Here is a 25,842-nt window from a genome sequence, read left to right as displayed (position 1 = left end):
CAAATCGCCATCAGAATCTATGACCTGGAAAGGACGATCACATATGAGAATGCTTCTGCTTATTGTGCTGGTACTTGCTGTTGTCGGCGGCTGTAACAAGCCTTATAACAAAAACGCATCACCCTCTCCTCAAAGTAAACAAGGACCGACGGCCGCTTCCACCAAATACAACCGGGTTACGACGAAATCTACCGGGAATCCCGCCGTTCGGTCTGCCGAACAAACAACCGATTTGGCTGTAAAAGATCATCTTGAAGCGATCGCCGAAAGAGTCGCCGGAGTCAAAAAAGCGCATGCGGTCGTGTTTGGCAATACGGCGGTCGTCGGTATTGACGTGGATGGCCATCTTACCCGGTCCAGAGTCGGTAACATTAAATATTCCGTAGCCGAAGCGCTGCGGAAGGATCCACGGGGCAAAAACGCGCTTGTGACTGCCGATATGGATTTATCCAACCGGATTGCCGAGATTGGACATCACATTAAAAAGGGCGAGCCCGTGTCCGGTTTCGCGTCGGAGTTGGCTGATATTGTCGGGCGAATCATTCCGCAGCTTCCGAAGGATGTCAAGCCGAGAACCCAGGCTCCGCCGGTTGCGCCGACCTCCAGACATTAATGTGTTTCCGGCGTTCCCCCGAAATTCAAGCTTATTTCCGCAAGGAATGAAGAAAAAGCCTAGTGAGCTTCTCACTAGGCTTTTTCTATGGACGCACCTGAACACAGACCAATCACGTCCTGCTTAAGAACCTGCTGGCTGGCAGATGCTACATTTAATTTCAATAATGGCAGAGCGCAGTGTGCAACCGCTACAGTCATCTTCTTCGACCTCCTGTACAGGTTCCAATGTACTCTATTATATTAGGTGGCTTCGCAAATATTGCACCCAAAGTTTATGGATTCGCTTTTTCCGCCGAATCCGTCGAGGCTGCCGGCAGGCCTTTGCCTGCAAGTTCATCCTTCAGCGCCTGTTTTGCTTTATCAAGCTCGTCATCATTCACATATACGTAAGGGCTTTTCCAGTTACCCGTAATCGGCATGAATTTGACGTTTTCCTTTTTGATCGTCCAATACGTGGAAATCATGTTTTTCATCTGATCGTTTTCAATGTCGGTTTCCATGTTTTTATCCGCCGCATCCAGAACACTGCCCAGACTCGTTACGCCCTTGAATGTTTGCATTTTATCGATCAGCGCGTGAAGAACCTCATTTTGCCTGCGGTTGCGGTCAAAATCATCGGAAGGTTTCGTCTTCGGCCTGCAGTTCGATTTACGGTAACGCACATAGTCCAGTGCTTTTTCGCCGTTCAGTTTCTGCTCGCCTTTTTTCAAATTGATGTTTGTCCCGTCGGCTTTGTCCCGGTAACACATATCCGCATCGACATTGATATCGACGCCGTCGAGAGCATCAACAACATCCCGGAAGCCCTGGAAATTAAGAACCGTGACATAATCGATCGGAATGTCCATGTATTTGCTCATCATGGTTTTCATCTCATCCATGGCATTTTTACCGCCCTTTTTCTCTTCCGACAAGAAAATCGGATAATAAGCGTTTGCCTTGTTGGGTCTATAACCCTTCAGGTTGATCCGCGTATCCCGTGGAAGCGAAACGACCGTGACGGTTTTGGTCTCCGGATTAAATGCGGTAACCATGATCACGTCCGAAAGATGCGTGCCTGTCTCAGGCCGGTAGTCCGTCCCAAGCAAAAGCATCGTGATCGGCTTCACCTTGGCTGATTTCTCCGGAGGTACCGGATTGTTATTGCCTGTGTTCAGCACGCCGTTCTCAGCCTTGTAATACAGCCATCCGGCATATCCGCCCACCGCCAAAACGGCCAAAATGATGACGATTAAGACCAATTTCAAAAATGATTTGAACCCGTTTTTCTTTTTCTTCTTCTTTTTTGGCGGCTGTTTCCTGTTTTGGCTGCCGCTTTGAGATCGTGGAGGTAGATTATTATTGCTGGAACTCATCTCAAACACCTTTTTCATTTATTTTGAGAGGTTGTTCAAAAAGTTCGCTTTTGATAAGAAAACCAATCGAGGCCAATCAAGGATGAAAGGGCCGCGATTCAAAGGTAGGTTTTCTTGCGATATAGAATTTCATCAGCGTAGCTAGATAACGTATAAATTCTATATCTAACACGAAGTGAACCAGAAAGCGGGCTCGGCATCGAATCTTGAATTCAGCCGGGCCTTCCGGTGCTCACGTACCCCATGTACGCTCCGCTCCTTTCGTCCCTAGCTTCTTTCAACCTTCTCGGTGCTGAAAACCGATCTTTTTGAACATACATTTTGACCAAACGACACCCATTCACAAAAAAAGTGACTCTTTCTTAGACCATAAGACATATACGAAATGAAAATGATTGCACAGAACCCGCTCCCCGGGCAAAAAAGCCGAAGGGTGGCGGGTTCAAGCGGTCCGTCAACTTCTCTTCGCTGCCGCCTCTGCTTTCTTTTTCTGCCGGGCTTCCACAAAATAGCGAACGCGCACCAGCAGCATTAAAGCAACTGCAACGAGCAGGCATTGAATGATCGGCAGCTTGTCGTGCTGGAATATAAGCAGCATGCCTGATCCCAAAGCCATCAGAATATAAAGCAAAATTTCTTTTAACAAAGGGAGCTTCTGTTTAACTCGGAATACCTTGTTGTAGACAAATGTAATCAATATGAAAATGATGATGTAAGACACAAGCGGATGCGAAGCAAACCAGGCTTGCACTTTGCGGTTACACTCCTTTCAGCTACAGGCCGAAAGGGCCTGTACGTACTTACCGGCCTTTTTGAACACGCGCTTACAGATTGGCTTCAGCCATCTTACGGTGCTTTTCGGCACGCTCCCGTTCGCTTTTGTTCAAAATCTTCTTGCGGAGACGAACCGATTTAGGCGTAATTTCGCAGTATTCATCGTCGTTCAGGTACTCAAGGGCCTGTTCGAGCGAGAAGATGCGAGGCGTCTTCATTTTTACTGTATCATCTTTTGTCGCTGAACGCACGTTTGTCAGTTGTTTTTCCTTACAAATGTTAACAACGATGTCGTTATCGCGATTATGCTCGCCTACGATCATTCCTTCATAAATTTCCGTACCCGGCTCAAGGAACAGGATTCCGCGGTCTTCAACGCTCATCATGCCGTAGAACGTGCTTGTTCCGTTTTCGCTGGACACGAGCACGCCTTGATGACGACCGCCGACTTGGCCGCTGTGGAGAGGTCCATAGCTGTCGAATGCATGGTTCATAACCCCGTATCCGCGGGTCAGTGTCAGGAAGTGGGTCCGGTATCCGATCAGGCCGCGCGCAGGAATCAGGAATTCCAAACGGACTTGTCCGTTGCCGTTGTTGATCATGTTCACCATTTCCGCTTTGCGGGTACCCAGGCTTTCCATGACGGCGCCCATGCTTTCTTCCGGCACGTCGATCATCAGACGTTCAATCGGCTCCATTTTTTTGCCGTCGATTTCGCGCACGATAACTTCCGGTTTGGATACCTGCATTTCATATCCTTCACGGCGCATATTCTCGATCAGAATGCCAAGATGAAGTTCGCCGCGACCGGAAACGATAAATGCATCCGGGCTGTCGGTTTCATCCACGCGTAAGCTGACATCGGTTTCCAACTCTTTCATCAAGCGTTCACGAAGTTTACGGGAGGTTACCCATTTCCCTTCGCGTCCTGCAAACGGACTGTTGTTGACCAGGAAGGTCATTTGCAGCGTCGGTTCGTCGATCTTCAGGACAGGCAATGCTTCCGGATTTTGCGGATCCGCGATGGTTTCGCCGATATTGATGTCTTTAATCCCCGAAATCGCCACGATGTCGCCGCCGCCGGCTTCTTCGATTTCGATTCGTTTAAGCCCTTGGAAGCCGAAAAGCTTCTCGATCCGGGCGGTTTTGCTTTTTCCGTCGCGCATGATAACCGTAACGGACTGGCCTTGCTTGATCACGCCGCGGTTGACGCGTCCGATCGCGATACGACCGAGATATTCGTTGTAATCCATGAGGGTTACGAGAAATTGCAGCGGTTCATCCACTTTTTCCGTTGGAGCCGGAATATGGTCAATGATGGTTTCGTACAAGGAAAGCATGTTTTCATCCTGCTTTTCAGCATCCATGCTTGATGTGCCGTTCAAGGCCGAAGCGTACACAACGGGGAAATTCAGTTGATCGTCATTGGCTTCCAGTTCGATGAACAAATCGAGTACTTCGTCAATGACTTCAACCGGACGAGCTGCCGGACGGTCAATTTTGTTGACGACCACAATCGGGGTGAGGTTTTGCTCAAGCGCTTTGCGTAGCACGAATTTAGTTTGCGGCATGCAGCCTTCATAAGCGTCTACGACAAGCAGTACGCCATCGACCATTTTCATGATCCGCTCCACCTCACCGCCGAAGTCGGCGTGTCCCGGTGTATCTACAATGTTGATCAAATAATCTTTATACGTAATAGCCGTATTTTTGGCCAAAATGGTAATCCCGCGTTCACGTTCGATGTCGTTGGAGTCCATGGCCCGTTCCTGCAAATGCTCGTGTTTCCCGAAAATACCGGATTGCTGCAGGAGCTGATCCACCAGCGTTGTTTTACCATGGTCTACGTGGGCAATAATCGCGATGTTGCGAATTTTATCTCTTGAATGCATGACTTTTATCCAGATCCTTTCCCTTTCAAATCAATGCGAATGTCTCACCAAAAGAAGCGCCGGGCGGTAATGCCGACGCTTCAACATATCCCTTATATTATAGTGAATTTTCAGAAAAAAACAAGCGTTTTCCAGAAAATGAAACCGGTCGAAATCCATCACCAACCGCCATTCCACTTTTTCCCTTTTGGCTTGCCCCTTCCGAAAATAAACCAAATTCCAATCGCGATGAGCAGAAGCGCCAGCACGTAAATGCCCCCGGTATGCAGCAAAGTAAAGAAAAGAAGAACCAGCGACACCACTCCGAGCAGCAGTGCGATCAACAGCACGCCTTCAGGTTTGGGCTTTTCAAACATATAATATTCATATACGCCCACAGCAACGCCAAACATCAGTATCGGCCAAAGATAGGACATAAGCCCCCAGCCCCAAAGATTGCAAATGCCAAATAATAAACCGTAAACGACCAGTACGCCTCCCGGAATCAGGACGTAGGCTCTGACCCGGTTGCTGAAAAACAACATATGAACCAATATGCCGACGATGATGACGGCAAGCGGCCACAGCGTGCGCCCCAAAAAACCAAACACGCCCAATTTCCCCAGCAAAATCACAACACCGGCAATAACAATGAATAAACCCAATCTTACGTCGTTTTTGGAGGACATTTCCCCACCCTCTTTTCTTATATAACCTTGCATGCCATCCCGTCAGGATCCGACATGTTTTCACTTTTAGTTTATCATGAAAAAGAGGGAAAAAACCATTATTCGCTTCGTAAAATTTTACTATAGCAAGCCGTCTGAATGGCTTGGCAAATGAAATGAGAGACCGATTTCAAGCAGCGGTTTTCCTATTAAATCTCCGGTTCCATTTATCGCGTAAGGGTGGGCCGTACTGCTGAACTCCAAGCGCCGCCGCTGAGATCAGCAGGAACATCGTTGGATAGAAATAACGTTCAAAAGTGAAAAACGGCAGATAGACCACAATGAAATAAGCCATGACTGCGCATAATATCATTCCGTTCCGGTTCCTTTTTTTCACAAGTGATATCACCCCTGCTACGCCAAAGTAAAGCAAAATAAGGTGCACCGCTCCTGCAGCGACGTACGGAATCCCCAAGACAGGCGTCCAATAAAACGGAATGATGATCAGGCGGATCAATTTTCCAAACAGCAGCCAGGAGATAAAGGAAATCGGATGATGCTTGATCTGAAAAGCAAAAATCTTGTTGGCGAGCGCTTTTTGCTCTTCTTCGGTGCCATGGCTCCATGCGTTATATAGATCCGGATAATGTTTGATAAAATCCGCCGGCTCCTGCTCGAAAATAAGCATTCCCAGCAAATACGGGTTGGCCGATGAATTGGTGAGCGGAATAAACTCATGAAATACCTGATAATTCCGAATCCACCACGGCGAAAGGCAGATCACAATCGTAACCGATAAAATCAGCGTATTTTTAATCATATAAACGATGCCCCGCCGCTGAAACAACCAAATGATCCCGATCGTAAGCGGAAATAATGCAGCCGTAGGCCTAAAGTAAACCGCTGCGGCAATCCAGAGACCGAGCCAAACATAATCACGCCCGCGGTTTTTGTTTAATGCGAGCAGGCATTGATAAGTCATGCCCGTGAGCGTAAAAGTGAAAAAGGCTTCCGTCAAAAACAAATCGGCGACATAATAAATGGGCACGTACAAGGCAATGCATGTGATCGCGATTTTTGCCGTTTTTGTACCCGCGATGTATTCCGTAATCTTATAAACAAATATTGCCGACGCCGCCGTTAAAATGACTTGAAACATCCGGAATGCGAACATCCCTATATCTCCGGTGCCAAAAATCCACATGATGCCCGCAATAATTAGCGATAAACCCGGCATAATAAACGCGGATAATGATGTCGTGGGATTGTAATAGATCAACTGACCGGTTTCAAGAAGATGTTTACCGCTGCGGATATAACGGACATCATCATTGTCAAGTTTGGATAAACTGCCAAGCATGAGATCATTCTTGTGAACAACGATCACAAGCAGCGATACAAGTATGATGCATATAGCGGTGATCCACATATAACGATTTTTATTGAAGTCCAATTGCCATACACTCTTTTCATATGTCTTTTTAGTTTCATTTGGTCACATCCTTTCAGTTTATCTGAAAAAAAACAAAAAGACTATGATTCTCTAGCAAAAACCACCTAAAATAACCCCACAAAGTGGAGCCTATGTTTCGATGCTTATTCCAAATACTTTGCGGGGACCCCCAAAAAAACTTATAAATTCTATACTGCTAAAAAAACCGGGCATCAGCCCGGCGGGTTGAATCCATTTATGAACGGCGGAGCGACAGCTTGCGATAGCCGCCCGCGATAATGACAAGTGCCGTCAGCAGCGTTGGCACCAGATGGTGCAGCTCGGGTATGATCGAAGACAGCAAAAAACCCATTCTGGAATCCTGAAGCAGCATTTCGCCGGCTGTGTATCCCAATATCCCTGCACCCAAATAAACGAGCACCGGAAAACGGTGAAGGAGACCTACGATCAAATTGCTCCCGAACACGACGATGGGGATACTGATGGCGATCCCGATGGCGATTAAGGCCAGATCACCGTCCGCCACACCGGCTAAAGCAAGTACGTTGTCCAAGCTCATAATAAAGTCGGCAGCCAAAATGCTTCTAACCGCTTTCCAGATCGATGCCGACTGGTCTACCCGAATGTCGTCCTTGTCGTCTGCCAGAAGCTTAAAGGCGATCCAGAACAGCAGCGCCCCTCCTGCGGCTTGTACGAAAGGAATTTTTAAAAGAATCACGGCCATAAACGTCAATATGCATCTGAGCACAACCGCCCCTAGCGCCCCCCACCACACAGCCAGCTTTCGTTGTTTGGGCGGCAAATTTTTGCTTGCCAGCGCAATGACCACCGCATTATCTCCGCTCAATACCAGGTTGATCATCAGGATTTGAACAAGCAGCCATATGGATTCCAACGGACAACACCCCCACCATTACATCTATGCTTCCGGTGGCCATGCTATGCTTGACTCCTATAGAAAAATAATCCTATAATGGGTGAACGCAATTTAGCAAGTTTTGCTGCAATCCTTTTCATGGAAGTGTTGTCCGTTTCTTTCCGTAGCGTTTACAGTCATTATGAGGAGTGACCTGATGGTGGAAGCATCCATAGTATCGTTTTTGGCAAAACTGATCAATATCGTTTTTCTGGATCTCATATTAGCTGGCGATAACGCCATTGTCATTGGCCTTGCTGCGAGGAACCTGCCATCCTCGACTCAGAAAAAGGCTATTTTTTATGGAACCGGCGGCGCGGTGCTGCTCAGAATCGCGGCTACCGTCATCGTCGTCTGGCTGCTGAACATTCCTTGGCTTCTGCTGGCAGGCGGCGTTTTGCTCATTGGCATCGCATACAAACTGCTGGCCGATGACGACGAACATGCCGATGTCAAAGCGGGCCGGACATTTTGGGGCGCCGTGGGGACGATTATCATGGCGGATGCGGCGATGGGACTCGATAACGTTATCGCTATTGCCGGTGCCGCGCAACAAAATATTTTGCTCGTTGTTTTAGGTCTTTTGATCAGCGTCCCGATTGTCGTTTGGGGCAGCACGATTTTTATCAAACTGATCAACCGTTTTCCCTGGATCATTTATCTTGGTTCAGCCGTGCTTGCTTATACGGCATCTAAAATGATTACTCAGGAAAAAAGACTTCAGCCTTTCTTTGAAAGCCATTCTGCGGTTCGAATCGCACTCATCGCCATCGTCATGATTGGAGTACTCGCAGCAGGCTACGTTAAAAAACATTCGAATCGGCGAAAAAATCAAAAACGCAGTTCTTACAATTAAAGATATCGCGAAAAATACAGTAAACGGGACCGAAGCTTGGTTTCCGCCTACTAAAATAACCCCGGAAATTCAACCCCACAAATTCAACCCCACAAAGTGACGCGTGACCTTCGAAGCTTATTCCGATTACTTTGCGGGGACCCCATAAGTTATAGAAAAGGAGCCGTTCCCAAGTCAGATTGACCTTGGGAACGGCTCTTCTTATGCCCGTATTAGAACCAATTTTCGTCGATGGTTTCCTCGCGGTCCACCTCGATCACGGAATCGGGACGCAGCACCACCGTTTCCGTCTGCTTCACTGCTTCCTCAAGCATGGCTTCCAGATTCGGAATCGATGCTTCGACTCTTTCCACAACATGCAAATTGGGATTAGTCGTCGGGGATTTCGGCACAAACAAAGTGCAGCAATCCTCATATGGCAATATCGACAAATCGTACGTGCCGATTTTTTGGGCGATATCCACAATTTCGTTTTTATCCATCGTAATGAGCGGCCGCAATATGGGCAGATCGGTCGCGCGTCCAATGACATTCATGCTCTGCAGCGTCTGGCTGGCCACTTGGCCAAGACTGTCTCCAGTCAAAAGCGCAAGCGCTCCCTGGCGCTCCGCCAGCTTAGTAGCGATCCTCAGCATCGAGCGGCGCATCAACGTAATGATCAGATTATCCTGACCCACGGTGGTAAAGGAAGTTTGCACATCCGTGAACGGAACCAGATGCACCTTCACTGAGCCCGTATAGCCCGAGAGCACTTTCGCCAGTTCCAGTACCTTCTCTTTGGCCTTAGGGCTTGTAAACGGATAGCTGAAAAAGTGCACGCATTCCACTTCCAGGCCACGTCTCATGCCGGAATAGCCTGCTACGGGGCTGTCGATGCCCCCTGACAAAAGCAGCATGGCCTTGCCGTTGCTGCCTCTTGGGAAGCCGCCGACACCGTGGATAACCTCGCTGTATATATAAGTTCCATGTTCTCTGATCTCGATGCGAAGCTCAATCTCCGGCTGCTTCATGCTGATCTTTAGCTGCGGGAATTCTTGCAGCACGGGAGCCCCGACCAAATGATTCATCTCATGCGACGAATGTGGGAATCGCTTCCACACCCGTCTGGCCGTTACCTTAAACGTCGTTCCTTCCGCTGGAGCCAGTTGTCGAATAAATGATGTGCTTGTCTCGATAATTTGGTCCAATTCCGACGGACAAACCAGGACCGGGCTGATCGAATGAAGCCCGAATATTTTTTTCAGCTCCGCGGATACTTTAGCCGCATCCTCGCCGTTTAGCATGATGTACAGCCTGCCGTATTCGGTCTGGGTTTGCGCAGCCGGAAAAGAAGAAAGCACGGATTCCACATGCTTCAACACCGTTCTTTCGAAGCGGCCTCTATTTTTGCCTTTCAATGTAAGCTCTCCATAACGGATCATTAGCATATCATATTTCAAATTAATTCAATCCTTCCTGTCGCAGCGGTTCTAAACGTTTCACTGCAGATTCAAGTGCTGCGAGCAGCCGCCGTAAATCTTCGCGCGAATGGGTGAGACCCATGCTGATCCGGATCGCGCTGGAAGCCGAAGCTTCGCTCCGCCCCATAGCGAGCAGCACCCGGCTTGGTTCGGCGATTTTCGAAGAGCAGGCCGATTTGGTGGAAACAAGCATGCCGTGCTCCTCCAATGAATGAAGCAGAACCTCCGACTTCATCCCCGGAAACGATACGTTTACGATATGCGGCGCACCTTTCGGCGAGCTGTTCAGCTCAAGGCACGGCGTCTTTTGAATCCATGCCATGAGTTCGTCCCTGAGCGCTCCTACTTCCGTCATAAACGTCTCTGTCTGTTCGCCAGCCATACGCATCGCCTTGGCCATCGCGACGAATCCCGGAATATTTTCGGTTCCGGCCCGCACTCCCGCTTCCTGTTTCCCCCCGGACAAAAGCGGATGAAGGGTGATGCCCTCACGTTTGTACAGCACTCCCGTTCCTTTCGGTCCGCGGATTTTATGCGCAGACAATGTATACAAATCCGCCTTCCATTCCTTCAGCTGAACTGGCAATTTACCGAAGCCCTGAACCCCGTCGATATGAAAAACGGCAAGCGGATTCGCTTTCTTAACGGCCTCGCCAATTTCGACCAAAGGCTGGACGGCACCCGTTTCATTATTCACATGCATTACGCTGACCAAAATCGTATCTTTCCGCACGGCCGAGGCAAACTCGTCCGGATTAACCCTGCCATTGGCGTCAACCGGCAGAAAAGTTACCTCATACCCATATTTTTCAAGCTCCAGGCAGCTCTCATAAACGGAAGGATGCTCGATCCGGGTCGTGACGATATGTTTGCCGCGGCTTGCATATTGAAGGGCCGTTCCTTTGATCGCCAGATTATTCCCTTCGGTCGCTCCTGACGTCAGAATGATCTCCGAAGGGGTTACATGCAAAGATGCGGCGCATACTTCCCGGGCCCGCTTGATTAATTTCGCGGCATCTTCGCCCATCCGGTGGATGGAGGAAGGGTTGCCGTAATGTTTTCTCATGACATCGGCCATCGTTTGAATGACTTCATCATAAGGCGGCGTGCTTGCCGCATGATCCCAATATAGCATATTATCATCCTCCAACTCCCAAAACTTGCGGACAATGCAAAGAGATCAAACAGAGGGTTATAACGATAAAATGCCATTCTTGCTGCGTGTTTCCCCGTTTGATCCCGTATGTCGTTGTTCTATCCGAAAATCCGAATTGACGCGATCAACAAATTTGAGCAGACATTTTCTTGATCGGGCCTTAAACTTCGTATTTCAAACGTGCATTTGCGATTTTACTAATATATTTCCTGGTCTCGAGCGGCAGCATATCCAATTTATCCATCAACTGCTCATCAGTGGATACCCCCAGTTTGGCCACACGGTTAGGTCCCGCATTGTACGCTGCCAAAGCCATATTTACCTGCCCGCTATAACGCTTGATTTGATAAGACAGGTAACGCGTGCCCGCATCAATGTTTTCGGCCGGATCAAACGGATCGCTGACCCCCAGTCCCGCGGCTGTTCCGTCCATCAGCTGCATCAGTCCCTTCGCTCCTGCCGATGAAACGACACTCGGATTAAAGGAGGATTCGGTATCAATCACCGCTTTGATCAATGCCTCATCCACACCGTACTTTTGGCTGGCTTGACGTATTAAGTCATCATAAGCCGACGGACTGCTTTTCCCTGAAACATGGCGGGAGGCCCCTGCAGAATGAGTCTCTGCAACCTCCGGTTTTTCAGTTGGGCCAAGCTGCTGCCATAATAAACCGTCGCTGTACGAAACTCCTGCAGGTATAGGAGGAACGTCGGCACTGGAGCCGCCCTCTGATGATGAATTGACATATTGCTGCAAAATAACGCCAAAATCCGAGCTGCTTCCATTTTTGATAATGTCCTGAAGAAGCTCGTCCTTATTTTGAATGCGGCTGTTATCCTGAAGTGATACCATCTGCTTCGCGGTTGACGAATCGATCTGCATGCGTATAACCTCGTTTTCTTCAAAAGTAATTTGGCTTTGTTTCCGTTATTTTAACATGCCTTTGGCATTTTGCGCTATATTTTGCCACAAAAACAAAAAAGCGCCCTCCCGCTGCTTCACACGGGACAGACGCTATGGAGCTTGGCTTGACCGGATATGATTATCTTGTGAATGGAATAAGAATAAAATAGCTCAGCGTCGCTAGAATGCCAAGCCCCATTCCCCAGGCTCCCATTACCCTGCTTCCTTTGCTGTAAGCATAAAAGCCGGCAATTGCGGCGACCGGTCCCAGCACGACGGACCACATGAACAGCGATGCGATTCCGCAAGCAAGGCCGACATACCCGGCAGTTCTGCCGATGGATTCATCATCAGTGCGATCCTTGTCTTCGTCGATCTCATAACGGTCCGATCTTGGCGGAGCCACTTCCGCAGCATATTCTTCCTCGCGGTGATCCTGGCGCGGATAGTCTGTGCGGAACCGTTTAGAATCTTTTGCACGTTTTGACTTTTTGCGTTCCTCATGTTCTTTAAAATCCTTCATCCCTGTACCTCCCTGCAACTGGTGGTTTCGACTGCTTTACGGTTCGTGTCAAGATGATTTCGGTTTAAATGTCAGGCAGCAAGTTGCAGATGAATTCTCGGCATAATCTTTATGCTCGGCAAAATGCTCATGCCCGAACTCTTCGCTGTACTTTGCGGAGGCATGTTTGTCGATTTCAATCAAAATCTGATCGGCTTTGCAAACATTTTGCTCGCCCCAATAATTGCAGTTGCTAACGCTGCATTTAACAATGGTTCTTTGATCATTCATTTAGGATCACCTCAGATACCATTGTCTCCTTGCCATCCTGCTTCTATACGGGCGCTCGTTGTCAGTTGCTGGCGGAGGTTCCAGTGAGATAAACCCCCACAAAGTGACGTACAGCCTTCGAAGTTTATTCCGGTTACTTTGCGGGGACCCCGAAAAATCAAAATAACCCCACAAAGTGACGTGCGGCCTTCGAAGTTTATTCCGATTACTTTGCGGAGACCCCGAAATACAAAAAAAGATGCCCAGAGAGCATCTTTAATCACATTGTTATTGGTGTTGGTTACTATTAGGCGTGAGTACGCTGTTTTTGCATTCTGCGCTCCGTTAAGTAGTCGCTTTCGTAATAAGTCAGGTCATCCCTAAGATCTTCAAATACTTTCGTAATGTCCAGTATGATGTCCCGTACCGGCCGCACCGGCTTTATCCGGAAACGGATCGCGTCCTGTCCGGTATAGGCATATCGCCCATCTTCGGAATAACTTTCGCTTTTTGGATAGAAAAAGTTATTTACGCACTGGTGATATACATTGTAGAGAGCTTTCTCAGCAAAATCGGTATCGAAGTTGGCACGGCGCAGCGCGACTCCAAGCTTCTCTGAAGAAACTTCGCTAAAAACGAGAAGATGACGCAAATCCGAGAGGAATCCTTTATAAAAATGCAGCATTTCCTCGGTCGGTTCCGGTGCAAGCTGCGCTAGCGAATATTCGTTCAGAAAAACCTCCAGCTTGTCGATCGCGTATTTCAGCTTCCCTTTCGTAGTCTCACACAATTTTTGAACATTACTTGCTGACATAGCTAATTTGCTCCCCCTTAATGGTTCCTCAGTACAAACACCCGTAAATCATACAAATAAACCGCTTTACAGCATCTTTTTTCCATGTACTATCCTAACACAAAACCATTTAAAACGGTATCCCTTTCTGAGTCGGTTATACCCATTAAATAAGGGATTTACCGCCACTTTCTTTCCCGGGTATAAAATAAGCCGTCTCTCCTCACGATAAAGGTAATTTCATGAGCAGGAGGTTTATCTTATGTCCCGTCGTACCTGGACCGGAATCGGTATTGCCGCCGCCGCTGCGGCGCTGATTATCATTATGCAGGTTCCCTATTCGACCAATACCCATCCCCGCAAGCAAGCTTCGGAACCGGTGGTTCCGACTCCGAAGCAAGAACATATTTCCAAGCAAAGCATGATGGCGCAGGATATCGCCTCCACCGACCGTTTAACCCGGCTCGACGCCAAGCAGCATCTAACTTCGATGCTTCAAAAACTTAATGACGCCGGTCCTGCGCAAATTTCCGATTATATGCGGAAACTTCAAAAATCACATGACCATTTTACCATGATCGTATGGCAAGATGCCAAAAGCGGAAAGAAGCGGATATTTACCGCCAAAAAAGACTGGAGCGCCGAAGATCAAGCCGTTTTAAAAGGATACATGGGCAAAGCCGAACAAAGCATTCGCCAGCAGCATTCGTACGAATCCCCTTCTTTTAAATTGGACGGTAAACAATATTTTGTCATCGCCGAACCTTCGAGTAAAAAACCTAAACAGGGCGTCATTGCTTTAATGAACCAGAAAATATTAACAGAAGTAGCCAATCATCAGAAAAAAAACCTGCGCCTGATTCCTTATCCGAAGGAAGGAAAATACAAGGTCGAATCGGTACACGCCGATACGCTCCGCGATATTACTGTCCGAACCGGGCATGACAATGAAAAAGCAAGCCATTTTTATGAAAATGAAATCGTGGTCCGGTTTCGCCATGACCCATCCCGCGAGGATATGAACCGGATTATGCACGAATTAAGAGCCCAATCATCCCGCAAGCTCGGTTATGCTTTTGTATTTCACGCCAATGGCATGGATTACAGCCAGCTTAAATCATATTTTTTGAAAAACTGGAATCCCTTGTACGTCGAACCTCACTATCTTTATATGACCAACGACAAAATCAAGGATAACAGCAGCCTTCCGAATGTCCCTAACGATTTGCTCTTTTCCAAATACCAATGGAATCTCCCTATCATTGAGACAAACCAAGGTTGGGATTTGTCCCGCGGCAGCAACGACGTTATTGTCGGCATTGTGGATACCGGCGCGGACCTTAATCATCCGGATCTTCAGGGAAGGCTTCTTAACGGCTACAACGTGATTAACCCCGACTCGGATCCGGATGATGACGTCGGGCATGGCACGCATGTATCAGGTATTATCGGCGCGATCGTAAACAATAACGAAGGCGTCGCAGGCATCAGCTGGTACAACAAAATGCTGCCAGTTAAAGCGCTTGATAAATCCGGTTCCGGAACGACTTATGCCGTTGCTGAAGGTATCATTTGGGCCGCTGACAATGGAGCCAAAGTCATCAACATGAGCCTTGGCAACTACGCCGATTCCCAATTTCTCCATGATGCCGTGAAATACGCCTATGACAAAGATGTCGTGCTTGTTGCCGCTTCCGGCAATGACAATACGGAACGGCCGGGATACCCAGCAGCCTATCCGGAGGTACTAGCCGTCGCCGCAACCGACTCGAATATGAAGCGTGCTTCGTATTCCAACTATGGAGATTACATCGATGTCGCCGCCCCCGGAACCAGTATTGCCAGCACTTATCCAGGCAACCAATATGCGGCATTATCGGGAACTTCTATGGCAAGCCCGCATGTTGCGGCAATGGCTGCTTTAATAAGATCGCAAAATCCCGATTTGACCAACAAGCAAGTCATGGACATCATGCGCAGCAGCACCATAGATTTGGGCCCGAAAGGCCGGGATAAATATTATGGTTATGGCCAAATCGATATTTTCAAAGCACTGCAAGCCGCCGGAAAAAGCGAAGCTCCGCTGCAGTTTTGGCCGCAGCATGTTCGGAAGAAAATCGAGTCCATATTGCTGCGTCGAAAATAAGTCTCGGAATGATCGCAAAACAACAGTAAAAAACAATCCGTTCGTTTTAGAACGGATTGCTTTTTTTCACTGTCATAAATGGCAGTGATTAACGTCTGCCGCGTTTCATGCTTGTTGCAACGGGAGCGATATATTCATCTCTTACGACATAGTTGCAAATATGCTTAGGCACAGGGACGCAATGATGTCTTTTTACAATTTCAACCGTGTGGACAACAGGAACGATTTGCGGATAATAAAAATCTTTAACAACAACAGATGGGTCTGTATAAACCGGATCCGCTGGCGGACAGTGGAAGCAGTGAGGACGATGCATTCACAAGCAGCTCCTTTCGTTGATTTAGTACATTTTATTACAGTCCAATCGCCTGTGTTTGTACTTTTGTCCTTGTTCATGAGATATATGACTAAATCAGGCTCGTATGACAAATACAAGTCGTCAACGATTTGACATGTAAGCTGCTGCAAAATATGATCGCTGACAATGCAAAATAACCCCACAAAGTGGAGTCTATGCTTCGATGCTTATTCCAAATACTTTGCGGGGACCCCCAAAAAAACTTATAAATTCTATACTGCCAAAAAAGCGCCATCACCGGAAAACGGGATGCCGCCTTTGACAAGTATTCGTTAAATTCATATGGTTGCAGTTAGGAAAGTTTTACGTAAGCCGGGTTCTGTACTCTTCGCGGTATGAACGGGAACTACCCTCCCGCGGATAAGCGACAATCATCTATCTAGGCCAATTATTGCTAATTGGCTCAAGCGACCAACCCGAACGCGCCTCGGGCTAAGGCTGCTTCCAAAGAAGCTGCGTTCCATTAGGTCTTGCTCCAGGTGGGGTTTACCAGGAACGATGTCACCAGCGCTCCTCGGGGTCTCTTACACCTCGGTTCCACCCTTGCCTGATCCGCTTGCAGCGGCCATCGGCGGTCCATTTCTGTGGCACTATCCTTCAGCTCGCGCTGACTGGACGTTATCCAGCACCCTGCCCTATGGAGCCCGGACTTTCCTCTCGCGGCGCCTTACGCGCCGCCAGCGATTGTCTGTCAAACTTTCCGGACAACTGAAATATAGTATACATGGAAATCGGCTAGGTTTCAATCCTATTCATCTTCCAACATTAACGGTTTTTGGCTGTTACATAAAACGGAACGGTTCCGTGCTAATTTCGGAAGCGATGACTTTCGTTTCGTACCGGTTTTGTTCCAGTTTGGCCTTCATCCATTCCGCAACTTTTATCTTCATGATTTTTTCCGCATGATGTCCAGGGTCGATGAGTGCAATTCCCGCATGATACGCATCCTGTGCCGTATGGTAGTCCACATCGCCGGTAACGAGCACGTCAGCGCCGCGGAAGCGCGCCGCTGGATAAAATCTGCCGCCGGAGCCGCCGATGACGGCCGCCTTGCGGAGAATCCGGTTCAAATCGCCGACAACCCGTACATAAGGCACGTCAAGCTTTTCCTTGACCTTATCCGCAAATTGGGCGAGAGTTTGTTCCTGATCCAGCTTTCCAACCCTGCCGAGGCCAAAAGCCCGCCCTTTCAAATCCAATGGATAGATATCATAAGCAACTTCTTCATAGGGATGAGCCTTGAGCATAGCCTGAATCACATGGCTGCGGATCCCTTGCGGCACAATGGTTTCAATTCGCATCTCTTCCGCTTTTTCCAGTTTCCCTACTGAGCCTAAAAACGGATTCGTTCCTTCCTCGGGCATAAAGGTTCCGGTTCCTTCGATATTAAAGCTGCAGCTGCTGTAGTTGCCGATCGCCCCCGCCCCGGCGCCAAACAAAGCTTCACGGACTTGATCCGCATGGGTCCGAGGAACGAAAACAACCAGCTTGTACAGCTGCTCGCGCTGCGTCTCTTCAACCGGCACCGTGTGTTGGATGCCAAGCGCTTCGGCCATCCAGTCGTTCATCCCGCCTTCGGCAATATCAAGATTCGTATGAGCGATATACACGGCAATATCGTTTTTGATCAAACGTTCATACACTTTTCCCATCGGCGAGTCCGTTTGGATATGTTTCAAGGCGCGGAAAATAATGGCGTGATGGGCAATGATGAGATCCGCCCCCACTCGCACGGCTTCATCGACAACTTCCTCGTTTACATCCAGCGCTACCAGAATCGTCCGGATTTCCTTTTGCAGCGTTCCGAGTTGAAGCCCGATTCTGTCCCGATCATCCGGATAAGCCAAATATTTGGGAGCGAGCTGCTCCATATATTGAATTACTGTTTGTCCTTTTGCAAACATGCAAGTACCTCCTTGATTTGCTCGATTTCCTGTTTGACCTGCAGCGCCTTGGCCGCTGCCGATTCCAGCTTCGAGCCTGATAATGACTCCAAAATACCGCCCAATTTATCGAGTTCGCGATTCCATTTGTCCGTCAGAACCGGCGTCGGTTCTTTGAGAAGCCACGGCCCCATGCGCAGCAGCAGATCCTTCGTGACGGTAAAAGTACCTTGTCCGCTGAAACGCGGCCACTCTTGATCGGCATACAGCAATTGGCTGCTGATACGCTGATCGCCTTGCTCGGGAACGGCTGTCAGGATTTCATATATCTTGCCATCCTCTTCCAAAATCTTTTCAGACGTAAGCAGCCAGCCGTGTTCCATCAGCCAGCGCCGGAGAATGTCTTCCCCAACATTGGGCTGTAGGATCAGCAGCTCCACTTGCGCAAGTTTGTCTTGACCGCCATCCAGAATGCTGGCAATCAGGCTCCCCCCCATGCCGGCTATAGTGATTACATCAACTTCGCCTGCCTCGATAACGGCCAATCCGTCACCGCTCCGGACCGAAATGCTGCTCTGAAGTCCAGCCTCCGCTACCTGATTAGCCGCCGCTTTAAGAGGTCCCGGATTCACTTCGCCGGCAACGGCTTGAACAACCCGGCCCGATTTCACCGCCGCCACCGGCAGCAGCGCATGATCCGACCCGATATCCGCAAGCCTGCTCCCCTCAGGAATAAGCTCCATAATCATCTCTAATCTTCTTGATAATTTCATGTCGCACCCACGTATCCTTTTAGTTTTCATACAACCTGTCTATACCATATCAAAATTTAACTTTCAGCCGAACGCTTCCGCTTCGTAAGAATCGATTCCGTCCCCTTTGCAGCCTCGCCCTTTATCATGTGAATCCATCCATTTATTTGCATTGACTCGCAAAAAACGCTAAAATAAAAAACAAATAAAGGAAGTCGTTCTAAAAGAAAGAAAAATTTAGAACCCGTATGTTTTAAAAAAAAGACCTTGCTGCGTAAAACCTGCAGAAGGTCAAGAATACACATGTTTATTCGAGAAAATCTTTCAGACGTTTGCTGCGGCTCGGATGACGCAGTTTCCGTAACGCCTTGGCTTCGATTTGGCGGATACGCTCACGGGTTACGCCAAATACTTTGCCTACTTCCTCAAGCGTTCTCGTGCGTCCGTCGTCAAGACCGAACCGGAGACGGAGAACATTCTCCTCACGCTCTGTCAGCGTATCCAGCACATCCTCCAGCTGTTCCTTCAGAAGCTCATAAGCTGCAGCATCTGCCGGTGCCAAAGCCTCCTGGTCCTCGATAAAGTCGCCAAGATGGGAATCATCTTCTTCACCGATCGGCGTTTCCAACGATACCGGCTCTTGAGCAATTTTCATAATTTCTCGAACCTTCTCCACGCTGAGCTCCATTTCGGCGGCGATTTCTTCCGGCGTCGGTTCACGCCCCAATTCTTGCAACAGCTGACGGGATACCCGGATCAGCTTATTGATGGTTTCAACCATATGAACCGGAATCCGGATCGTTCTCGCCTGATCCGCAATCGCGCGGGTGATGGCCTGACGAATCCACCAGGTTGCATACGTACTGAATTTAAATCCTTTATTATGGTCAAATTTCTCAACCGCTTTGATCAGACCCATATTGCCTTCCTGAATCAAATCAAGGAACAACATGCCGCGTCCGACATAACGCTTGGCGATGCTGACAACAAGCCGCAGGTTGGCTTCCGCCAAACGCCGCTTCGCTTCCTCGTCCCCGTTCATGATCCGTTTCGCCAGTTCCACTTCGTCATCGGCAGAAAGGAGGGGAACACGCCCGATTTCCTTCAAATACATCCGGACGGGGTCGTTGATTTTAATTCCCGGCGGCAGAGACAAGTCATCATCGAAGCTGAAATCGTCGTTGTCATGATTGTCATGGTCATCGGACTGGCGATGAAGACCGTTATCATCCTCGTCACTTTCGTTGATCACTTCAATCCCCAAATCGCCGAGCTGCTCATAAAATTCATCAATCTGTTCAGGGTCCTGATCAAATGGAGACAATTTCTCCATAATATCTTTGTAATTCAAAGAAGATCTCTTTTTACCCTGTTCAATCAGTTGGTCTTTTACCTGATCAAGCGTAAATTCTGTCTCTAGTTCAGTATGCTGATCATTCGCCATAACTCGACTCCCTCCTCCCTAGAAACATTCAAGCCTGTTTTCTCTACTGTCTCTCTAGGGCTATAATCTCACTTGCAATTTGTGCTGCACGCAAAAAGTCCCCCGAACGCTCGGCAATGATCATTTCTTCTTTCTTCTTGTCGATCTGTTTTTTTTGCGGAACTTTCTGTATTTCCCGGATAATATCATCGAGCTCCTGAACATTCCATTCCGGAGGTGTTTCCATCATGGAAATGGAGCTGACTGTTTTCTCCAGCCGATCATCGTGCAAAGACGACATAAACCGGCTGATATCCGGGGGTTTGCCCTGTGCGTAATAGGCATATAGATAAGCAGCAATCGCTGCATGATCATCGATGTTAAATGCGTCGCCAAGCCGCTTTTCCACATAGCTTGCCGCTTCGGCATCCTGCAGCATCATCGCCAAAAGACGCCGTTCTCCGGTATGGTATGCCGGGAGCAATGTAGGCGCAGGAATTTGCCCTTTTTTATGCCTACCATTATTCCACCAATTGTCGTTATTATCCCCATCCGGAATGTTTTTTTGCATGGACTGGCGAATCTCGTTGCAATCCTGCTTCAGACTTTCAAAGGAAAGCTCAAGTTCGGTAGCGAGCTCCCGCAAATACACTTCCCTTTCGGTTGATGAGGGGAGTACCGCAATAATCGGAAGCACTTCCTTCGTATATGCGATCTTGCCATCTTCTTCTAGCAGTATATGGTTTTTTTTCAGATATATAAGCTTAAATTTTGTGGTTGATACCGCACCATCGATAATTTGCCTCCGAAAACGGTCCGCTCCGTATTTTTTGATGAACTCATCCGGATCGAGACCTTCGTTTATAACGGCAATTTTAACGCTGAGCCCCACATTTTCAAGCAGATGAATCGCCTTCATTGCCGCAGCTTGTCCGGCACGGTCGCCGTCGTAGCAAACAATGATTTCATCCGCCATCGCCTTCATCAGGGCAGCATGACTCTCTGTCAAAGAAGTGCCCATCGTCGCCACACCATTTTGGACACCTGCTTCCCAGGCCGAAATCACATCCCCATATCCTTCGAATAAAACGATTTGCCGCAGCTTGCGGATCGATGGTTTGGCCTGATGCAAATTGTACAAAATCCGGCTTTTATTAAAGAGCTTGCTTTCCGGCGAATTCAAATATTTCGGCTGCCCATCGCCCAAAATTCTTCCGGCAAAAGCGATAATTTTACCGTTTCTGTCCGTGATGGGAAACATGACGCGTCCGCGGAAACGGTCAAGGTAACCCTCGCCGTCGTTTCTTGTGGACAGCAGCCCGCCTTTTTCCATCTCGCTGAGATCAAAAGATCTTTTGGTTAAAAATTGAACCAGCGTATCCCATCGGTCCGGCGCATAGCCGATTTGAAACTGATCGATCACTTTGTCGCCAAAGCCGCGCGAACGCAAATAATCCATCGCCGCTTTGCCGTGCTCGGTATTTTTGAGCAAAAAGTTATAAAATTTGGCCGTCCATTCGTAGGCCTGAAGCAGGCGGTCCCTTTCTGGATTCGCAGGTATTGCTATAACCCCTTGCTTTTCCGGAAGCTCAATCTGACTTTCTTCTGCCATGATTTTAACAGCCTCGGGGAAGGATAATCCTTCGATTTCCATCCTGAATTTGATGGCATTTCCACCCTTGCCGCAACCATAACAATAAAAAATCTGCCGATCCGGCGTAACCGTAAAAGAGGGGGTTTTCTCCGAATGAAACGGGCAGAGGCCTTTCATGTATTTCCCCTGCTTGGTCAGATGAACGTACCTGCTTACCGTATCAACAATGTCATGCTGCGCCAGTACCGCATCGATAACCTTTTCCGGAATATTACCTTGTCCGGCATTCATCCAAACCACCTTCATCTCTTTTTGGCACGTAAAATATTATTCGCTACCGTTAAACATTCTCCTGCAACTTGTGTAAAAGTTTTGTCAGTTTCTGTTGAAAATAAATTTTGTCCGCCTGGGTCATCGGTTTGGGACCTTTGCCATAGCTGCCTCTTCTTCTTGCTTTCGCCTGATGATGACGCCGATCCAACATAAACTCAATATTTTCACCTGTGTAAGTCCCGCCCCTAAAAGAAATGACATGACAGCCTTTGGAGAGCGCGAGCGCGGCCAGACCGTAGTCCTGCGTCACAACAACATCCCCATATCTGATATGGTTCGCAATATAAAGATCCGCGCTTTGATCGCTGCGGTCCACCTGAACCGTCTCCACACCTTCTTCACCCTGAATAAAATGGTCATAAGAAGAAACCATCAGCACAGGAATGTGGAAGGTTCTGGCGACCTCGCCAATTTCATGCTTCACGGGACAGGCGTCTCCGTCAACGACAATGCGCATCGTATGCATATGAGCCAGAATATCACCCTGTAATCATGGTTTTTACGTATTATTATATACGAGCAGCAGGCGGCAAAATCCTTCTTTACGCCAAAAGACAACTTTTGACAGTCCGTCAAACGCATAAGGAACAGGCGAACAGCGCCGCCGTTCATCCCGTTCCGTGAGTTGTTAAATCTATCGTTACCTAATACACCAGCTTGTTAAAATCAGCGAACTGTTTAAATCCATGATCGATTTGTGCCAGCAGGCCCAAACGGTTGCTGCGGATTTTCTCGTCTTCGGCCATGACCATAACAGAGTCAAAGAAATGCGTAATGGATGCTTTCAGTTGTCCCAAAAGTTCCAGCGCCTTCTCCCCGTCCCTCTCCGCAAGCGCGGCAAGATACGGTTTCTGAATCCCCATCCAGTCCGCATGCAATTCTTTCTCCGCTTCTTCCTGCAAAAGGCTTTCGCTGACGGAAGCGCCTGTTGCTTTGGCCGCCAGATTGCTGACCCGGTTGAAGGATTCGATGGTTGTTTTGAAGTCGTCGCCGCTGTTCACCGCATTCATGAGGGAGTTCCCGCGCGAAACAACAGACATGATATCATCGAATCCGGCAGAAATCACCGCATCGACAACATCATAACGCAGATTTTCGGACAGGAGCTTCTTCACCCGCAGACTGAAAAATTCCTCCAGATCTTTACGGATTTCGTTACCCTGACGTTTCATTTCCCGAAGCTCGGCATGTACGCCAATAGCAATGTCAAATACGCGTGAGAGAGTCAGCGGCATTTGCTTGGATAACAAAATCTGCACGATCCCCTGCGATTGACGGCGCAGCGCATAAGGATCCTGGGAGCCTGTCGGGATAATGCCGATCGAGAAGCAGCCGACAATCGTATCGATTTTATCCGCAATACTTACAATGGAGCCCACCAGCGTGGATGGCAGATCATCCGATGCGGACCGCGGCTGGTAATGTTCGAAAACCGCTTTGGCCACCGTTTCATGTTCGCCGGCCTTGCGGGCGTAATCCTCACCCATGACCCCTTGCAGCTCCGGAAACTCGTAAACCATTTGCGTTACAAGATCGAATTTGCAAATATCGGCCGCCCGGCTCACATACTCCTGTTCCGTTCCGGAAACCTGGAGATCTACCGCAAGCTGGTCCGCGATTTTGCGAATGCGGCGCACCTTGTCTCCAACCGTACCCATTTCTTCATGGAAAACAATGCTTTCCAATTTGGAGAGCGCATCCTTGATTTCAAGTTTCTGATCTTCATCATAGAAAAACTTGGCATCGGAAAGGCGCGCCCGCAGAACCTTTTCATTCCCTTTGGCAATCACGTTCAGGGAGGTGCCGTCGCCGTTGCGAACCGTAACGAAGTACGGCAGCAGTTTGCCCTGTTCATCCAGTACAGGGAAATAACGCTGATGTTCTCGCATGGATGTAATCAGCACTTCCTGCGGAATACTTAAGAAAGACGGGTCAAACGTACCGAACAGCACCGTTGGCGTTTCCACCAAGAACAGAACTTCTTCGAGCAAGTCTTCCTTGATGGCGATTTTCCAGTTTTTCTCCTGCGCCAGCTGGGTAATTTGCTCCAAAATCATTTTTTCGCGTTCCTTAACGTCAACGATGACGTGCTGCGAGCGCAAAATCTCAGGATAAGCGGCAGCTTCCTTAATGACGGCCTCCGTTCCGAGGAAACGATGCCCGCGCGTCACATTTCCTGATTTCACACTGGTCACTTCCAAATCGACTACATCCGATCCAAACAAAGCAACGAGCCAGCGGATCGGACGGACGAATTTATAGTCGTAGCTGCCCCAGCGCATGTTTTTGGGAAAAGTCATCGAAGACAGAATGCCCAGCAACCCTTCAGACAGAATGGAGGCCGTTTCAACGCCCCTACTACTTTTGGTGACGTAAATATATTCGACTCCGTTCAGTTCTTTGAATGTGAACTGCTCAGGATGGGCGCCTTGCCCGCGTGCAAACCCGAGCGCCGCTTTGCTCCAATTACCGTTTTCGTCCAATGCGATTTTGCGGGCAGGTCCCTTGACTTCTTCCTCCACATCGTCTTGTTTCTCAGCTACGCCCTTAACCAATACCGCCAGACGGCGCGGCGTTGCGTAAGCTTCCACTTCACCGTGGGAAAGGCGGGACTGCTCCAGCCATTGCACCGTTTTATCCTTTAACTGATCCATCGCCGCACGCAGGAAACGCGCCGGGACTTCTTCCAGACCGATTTCAAATAACAGATCCTTAGGCATTCAGATCTCCTCCTTTCTTCAGGAGCGGGAAGCCGAGCTTCTCGCGTTCCTCCACATAAGTCGCCGCGACTTGCCTTGCGAGATTACGTACCCGGGTGATGTAGCCTGTCCGTTCGGTGACGCTGATAGCGCCGCGGGCATCGAGAAGGTTAAAAGTATGGGAGCATTTCAATACATAGTCATAAGCCGGAAATACGAGGTTTTGATCCATTGCTTTCTTGGCTTCCTGCTCATACATGTTGAAAAGCGTAAAAAGCATTTTGACATCGGATACTTCAAATGTATACTTCGAATGCTCAAATTCAGGCTGATGGAATACGTCGCCATACGAGATGCCGTCCACCCATTCCAGATCGAACACATTTTCTTTGTCCTGAATATAGGAAGCAAGACGCTCCATACCGTAAGTGATTTCCACGGCAACCGGATGCGTTTCGATTCCGCCTACCTGCTGAAAATAAGTGAATTGGGTAATTTCCATCCCGTCAAGCCATACTTCCCAGCCAAGGCCGGCGCAACCGAGCGAAGGATTCTCCCAGTTGTCCTCAACAAACCGGATGTCATGATGCATGGCGTCTACGCCAAGCGCCTTCAGACTTTCCAAGTAGAGCTCCTGGATATTGTCAGGGGAAGGTTTGATAATGACTTGAAACTGATGATGTTGATACAGGCGGTTCGGGTTCTCGCCGTAACGTCCGTCCGCAGGACGGCGGGAAGGTTCAACATAAGCAACCTTCCACGGTTCAGGCCCAAGCGACCGCAGAAAGGTCATCGGATTCATCGTTCCCGCACCTTTTTCCGTATCATAAGGGTTAACGATAATACAGTTCTGCTGCGCCCAAAACTGCTGCAGCGTCAAAATCATCTGCTGAAAATTCATATGCGCCTCTCCTTTGCCTTCTATGGCGTTCTTTGTTTGACAGCTTGTCGGTCTGCCGCGGGGCATTGTCGGGACGTTAAATAACCCCGCAAAGTGCGGGGACCCGAAATTAAAAAAGCCCCCGCCCATGCCTGTCGTACAGACATAGGGACGAGAGCTG

At 48.6% G+C, this 25,842-nt stretch carries 23 protein-coding genes and 1 other RNA gene; 3 read left to right on the top strand and 21 right to left on the bottom strand.

Going from position 1 to position 25,842, the window contains the following annotated elements:
- Nucleotides 1-43 precede the first annotated feature (43 nt).
- Nucleotides 44-613: a YhcN/YlaJ family sporulation lipoprotein gene (locus L6442_RS10080; protein ID WP_212978587.1), complete on the top strand. Its 570-nt coding sequence runs from the start codon at nt 44-46 to the stop codon at nt 611-613.
- A gap of 74 nt (nt 614-687) precedes the next feature.
- Here the strand turns inward: L6442_RS10080 and L6442_RS32825 are convergent, their stop codons facing one another.
- The 7 genes from L6442_RS32825 to L6442_RS10050 form a co-directional block, all read right to left on the bottom strand.
- Entirely contained in the window at nt 688-813 is a 126-nt protein-coding gene (locus L6442_RS32825; RefSeq protein WP_272880327.1) for a hypothetical protein, read from the bottom strand.
- A 74-nt stretch (nt 814-887) separates the two neighbouring features.
- Nucleotides 888-1,970 carry an LCP family protein gene (locus L6442_RS10075; protein WP_212978588.1) on the bottom strand — a complete coding sequence of 361 codons (1,083 nt, stop codon included), beginning with the start codon at nt 1,968-1,970 and terminating at the stop codon, nt 888-890.
- A gap of 454 nt (nt 1,971-2,424) precedes the next feature.
- Nucleotides 2,425-2,721 carry a YlaH-like family protein gene (locus tag L6442_RS10070; RefSeq protein WP_194230054.1) on the bottom strand — a complete coding sequence of 99 codons (297 nt, stop codon included), beginning with the start codon at nt 2,719-2,721 and terminating at the stop codon, nt 2,425-2,427.
- Nucleotides 2,722-2,794: 73 nt separating this feature from the next.
- Nucleotides 2,795-4,636, bottom strand: coding sequence for a translational GTPase TypA (gene typA / locus L6442_RS10065; RefSeq protein WP_212978589.1), 1,842 nt, complete (start codon nt 4,634-4,636; stop codon nt 2,795-2,797).
- Between the two features lie 158 nt (nt 4,637-4,794).
- A complete protein-coding gene (locus L6442_RS10060; protein WP_212978590.1) occupies nt 4,795-5,304 on the bottom strand; it encodes a hypothetical protein in 510 nt (169 codons plus the stop codon).
- Nucleotides 5,305-5,473: 169 nt separating this feature from the next.
- On the bottom strand, nt 5,474-6,736 hold the full coding sequence (locus tag L6442_RS10055) for an ArnT family glycosyltransferase (RefSeq protein WP_212978591.1): 1,263 nt from the start codon (nt 6,734-6,736) through the stop codon (nt 5,474-5,476).
- Nucleotides 6,737-6,971: 235 nt separating this feature from the next.
- A complete protein-coding gene (locus L6442_RS10050) occupies nt 6,972-7,631 on the bottom strand; it encodes a TerC family protein (RefSeq protein WP_212978592.1) in 660 nt (219 codons plus the stop codon).
- Nucleotides 7,632-7,809: 178 nt separating this feature from the next.
- Between L6442_RS10050 and L6442_RS10045 the strand changes: the two genes are divergently transcribed.
- Nucleotides 7,810-8,508 carry a TerC family protein gene (locus L6442_RS10045; RefSeq protein WP_373871813.1) on the top strand — a complete coding sequence of 233 codons (699 nt, stop codon included), beginning with the start codon at nt 7,810-7,812 and terminating at the stop codon, nt 8,506-8,508.
- A gap of 212 nt (nt 8,509-8,720) precedes the next feature.
- Here L6442_RS10045 and thiI read toward each other — a convergent pair whose 3' ends face one another.
- From thiI to L6442_RS10015, 6 genes are all read right to left on the bottom strand, one after another.
- Entirely contained in the window at nt 8,721-9,947 is a 1,227-nt protein-coding gene (gene thiI / locus L6442_RS10040) for a tRNA uracil 4-sulfurtransferase ThiI (RefSeq protein ID WP_212978594.1), read from the bottom strand.
- Nucleotide 9,948: 1 nt separating this feature from the next.
- Nucleotides 9,949-11,103 (bottom strand): cysteine desulfurase family protein, encoded by a 1,155-nt coding sequence (locus L6442_RS10035; protein ID WP_212978595.1) that lies wholly within the window; start codon nt 11,101-11,103, stop codon nt 9,949-9,951.
- A gap of 181 nt (nt 11,104-11,284) precedes the next feature.
- Nucleotides 11,285-12,007, bottom strand: a complete 723-nt coding sequence (locus tag L6442_RS10030) for a lytic transglycosylase domain-containing protein (protein ID WP_212978596.1) — start codon at nt 12,005-12,007, stop codon at nt 11,285-11,287.
- Between the two features lie 160 nt (nt 12,008-12,167).
- Nucleotides 12,168-12,551, bottom strand: coding sequence for an MFS transporter (locus L6442_RS10025; RefSeq protein WP_194230063.1), 384 nt, complete (start codon nt 12,549-12,551; stop codon nt 12,168-12,170).
- Between the two features lie 48 nt (nt 12,552-12,599).
- Nucleotides 12,600-12,821: a DUF1540 domain-containing protein gene (locus L6442_RS10020; protein WP_194230064.1), complete on the bottom strand. Its 222-nt coding sequence runs from the start codon at nt 12,819-12,821 to the stop codon at nt 12,600-12,602.
- A 286-nt stretch (nt 12,822-13,107) separates the two neighbouring features.
- On the bottom strand, nt 13,108-13,614 hold the full coding sequence (locus L6442_RS10015; protein WP_212978597.1) for a YpuI family protein: 507 nt from the start codon (nt 13,612-13,614) through the stop codon (nt 13,108-13,110).
- 241 nt (nt 13,615-13,855) lie between these two features.
- Here L6442_RS10015 and L6442_RS10010 point away from each other — a divergent pair, with 241 nt between their 5' ends.
- The gene (locus L6442_RS10010) at nt 13,856-15,739 is read left to right on the top strand and encodes a S8 family peptidase (protein ID WP_212978598.1); all 1,884 of its coding nucleotides are present in this window, start codon (nt 13,856-13,858) and stop codon (nt 15,737-15,739) included.
- Between the two features lie 651 nt (nt 15,740-16,390).
- Here the strand turns inward: L6442_RS10010 and rnpB are convergent.
- The 8 genes from rnpB to glyQ all read right to left on the bottom strand — a co-directional run bounded on the left by rnpB (nt 16,391) and on the right by glyQ (nt 25,682).
- An RNA gene (gene rnpB, locus L6442_RS10005) (RNase P RNA component class A) lies at nt 16,391-16,797 on the bottom strand.
- An 82-nt stretch (nt 16,798-16,879) separates the two neighbouring features.
- Entirely contained in the window at nt 16,880-18,001 is a 1,122-nt protein-coding gene (locus L6442_RS10000; protein ID WP_212978599.1) for a Nif3-like dinuclear metal center hexameric protein, read from the bottom strand.
- Nucleotides 17,977-18,753, bottom strand: coding sequence for a tRNA (adenine(22)-N(1))-methyltransferase (locus tag L6442_RS09995; protein ID WP_212978600.1), 777 nt, complete (start codon nt 18,751-18,753; stop codon nt 17,977-17,979). Before L6442_RS09995 ends, L6442_RS10000 begins: the two co-directional genes overlap by 25 nt.
- A gap of 286 nt (nt 18,754-19,039) precedes the next feature.
- On the bottom strand, nt 19,040-20,176 hold the full coding sequence (gene rpoD / locus L6442_RS09990; RefSeq protein ID WP_194230069.1) for an RNA polymerase sigma factor RpoD: 1,137 nt from the start codon (nt 20,174-20,176) through the stop codon (nt 19,040-19,042).
- A 43-nt stretch (nt 20,177-20,219) separates the two neighbouring features.
- Entirely contained in the window at nt 20,220-22,040 is a 1,821-nt protein-coding gene (dnaG, locus tag L6442_RS09985; RefSeq protein ID WP_212978601.1) for a DNA primase, read from the bottom strand.
- Between the two features lie 49 nt (nt 22,041-22,089).
- Nucleotides 22,090-22,548, bottom strand: coding sequence for a YaiI/YqxD family protein (locus tag L6442_RS09980; protein WP_212978602.1), 459 nt, complete (start codon nt 22,546-22,548; stop codon nt 22,090-22,092).
- Nucleotides 22,549-22,726: 178 nt separating this feature from the next.
- A complete protein-coding gene (gene glyS, locus L6442_RS09975; protein ID WP_212978603.1) occupies nt 22,727-24,802 on the bottom strand; it encodes a glycine--tRNA ligase subunit beta in 2,076 nt (691 codons plus the stop codon).
- Nucleotides 24,795-25,682: a glycine--tRNA ligase subunit alpha gene (gene glyQ / locus L6442_RS09970; protein WP_194230073.1), complete on the bottom strand. Its 888-nt coding sequence runs from the start codon at nt 25,680-25,682 to the stop codon at nt 24,795-24,797. The genes glyS and glyQ overlap by 8 nt, the downstream gene beginning before the upstream one ends.
- Nucleotides 25,683-25,842: the final 160 nt, after the last annotated feature.

Origin of the sequence: Paenibacillus azoreducens (genome assembly GCF_021654775.1) — a bacterium.
GTDB classification, from domain to species: Bacteria; Bacillota; Bacilli; order Paenibacillales; family Paenibacillaceae; genus Paenibacillus_AQ; species Paenibacillus_AQ azoreducens.
The sequence above is the reverse complement of the archived record's forward strand: the minus strand, read 5'-3'. Positions and strand labels throughout refer to the sequence as shown.

Excerpts from the sequence above, each read along its gene's own strand:
- L6442_RS10010 (WP_212978598.1), top strand. The coding sequence starts at position 13,856 with ATGTCCCGTCGTACCTGGACCGGAATCGGTATTGCCGCCGCCGCTGCG.
- L6442_RS10000 (WP_212978599.1), bottom strand. The coding sequence starts at position 18,001 with ATGTTTGCAAAAGGACAAACAGTAATTCAATATATGGAGCAGCTCGCT.
- L6442_RS10060 (WP_212978590.1), bottom strand. The coding sequence starts at position 5,304 with ATGTCCTCCAAAAACGACGTAAGATTGGGTTTATTCATTGTTATTGCC.
- rpoD (WP_194230069.1), bottom strand. The coding sequence starts at position 20,176 with ATGGCGAATGATCAGCATACTGAACTAGAGACAGAATTTACGCTTGAT.
- L6442_RS10020 (WP_194230064.1), bottom strand. The coding sequence starts at position 12,821 with ATGAATGATCAAAGAACCATTGTTAAATGCAGCGTTAGCAACTGCAAT.
- L6442_RS10025 (WP_194230063.1), bottom strand. The coding sequence starts at position 12,551 with ATGAAGGATTTTAAAGAACATGAGGAACGCAAAAAGTCAAAACGTGCA.
- L6442_RS09995 (WP_212978600.1), bottom strand. The coding sequence starts at position 18,753 with ATGAAATTATCAAGAAGATTAGAGATGATTATGGAGCTTATTCCTGAG.
- L6442_RS10045 (WP_373871813.1), top strand. The coding sequence starts at position 7,810 with ATGGTGGAAGCATCCATAGTATCGTTTTTGGCAAAACTGATCAATATC.
- L6442_RS10015 (WP_212978597.1), bottom strand. The coding sequence starts at position 13,614 with ATGTCAGCAAGTAATGTTCAAAAATTGTGTGAGACTACGAAAGGGAAG.
- typA (WP_212978589.1), bottom strand. The coding sequence starts at position 4,636 with ATGCATTCAAGAGATAAAATTCGCAACATCGCGATTATTGCCCACGTA.
- L6442_RS10075 (WP_212978588.1), bottom strand. The coding sequence starts at position 1,970 with ATGAGTTCCAGCAATAATAATCTACCTCCACGATCTCAAAGCGGCAGC.
- glyS (WP_212978603.1), bottom strand. The coding sequence starts at position 24,802 with ATGCCTAAGGATCTGTTATTTGAAATCGGTCTGGAAGAAGTCCCGGCG.
- glyQ (WP_194230073.1), bottom strand. The coding sequence starts at position 25,682 with ATGAATTTTCAGCAGATGATTTTGACGCTGCAGCAGTTTTGGGCGCAG.
- dnaG (WP_212978601.1), bottom strand. The coding sequence starts at position 22,040 with ATGAATGCCGGACAAGGTAATATTCCGGAAAAGGTTATCGATGCGGTA.
- L6442_RS32825 (WP_272880327.1), bottom strand. The coding sequence starts at position 813 with ATGACTGTAGCGGTTGCACACTGCGCTCTGCCATTATTGAAATTAAAT.
- L6442_RS10035 (WP_212978595.1), bottom strand. The coding sequence starts at position 11,103 with ATGCTATATTGGGATCATGCGGCAAGCACGCCGCCTTATGATGAAGTC.
- L6442_RS10030 (WP_212978596.1), bottom strand. The coding sequence starts at position 12,007 with ATGCAGATCGATTCGTCAACCGCGAAGCAGATGGTATCACTTCAGGAT.
- L6442_RS10080 (WP_212978587.1), top strand. The coding sequence starts at position 44 with ATGAGAATGCTTCTGCTTATTGTGCTGGTACTTGCTGTTGTCGGCGGC.
- L6442_RS09980 (WP_212978602.1), bottom strand. The coding sequence starts at position 22,548 with ATGCATACGATGCGCATTGTCGTTGACGGAGACGCCTGTCCCGTGAAG.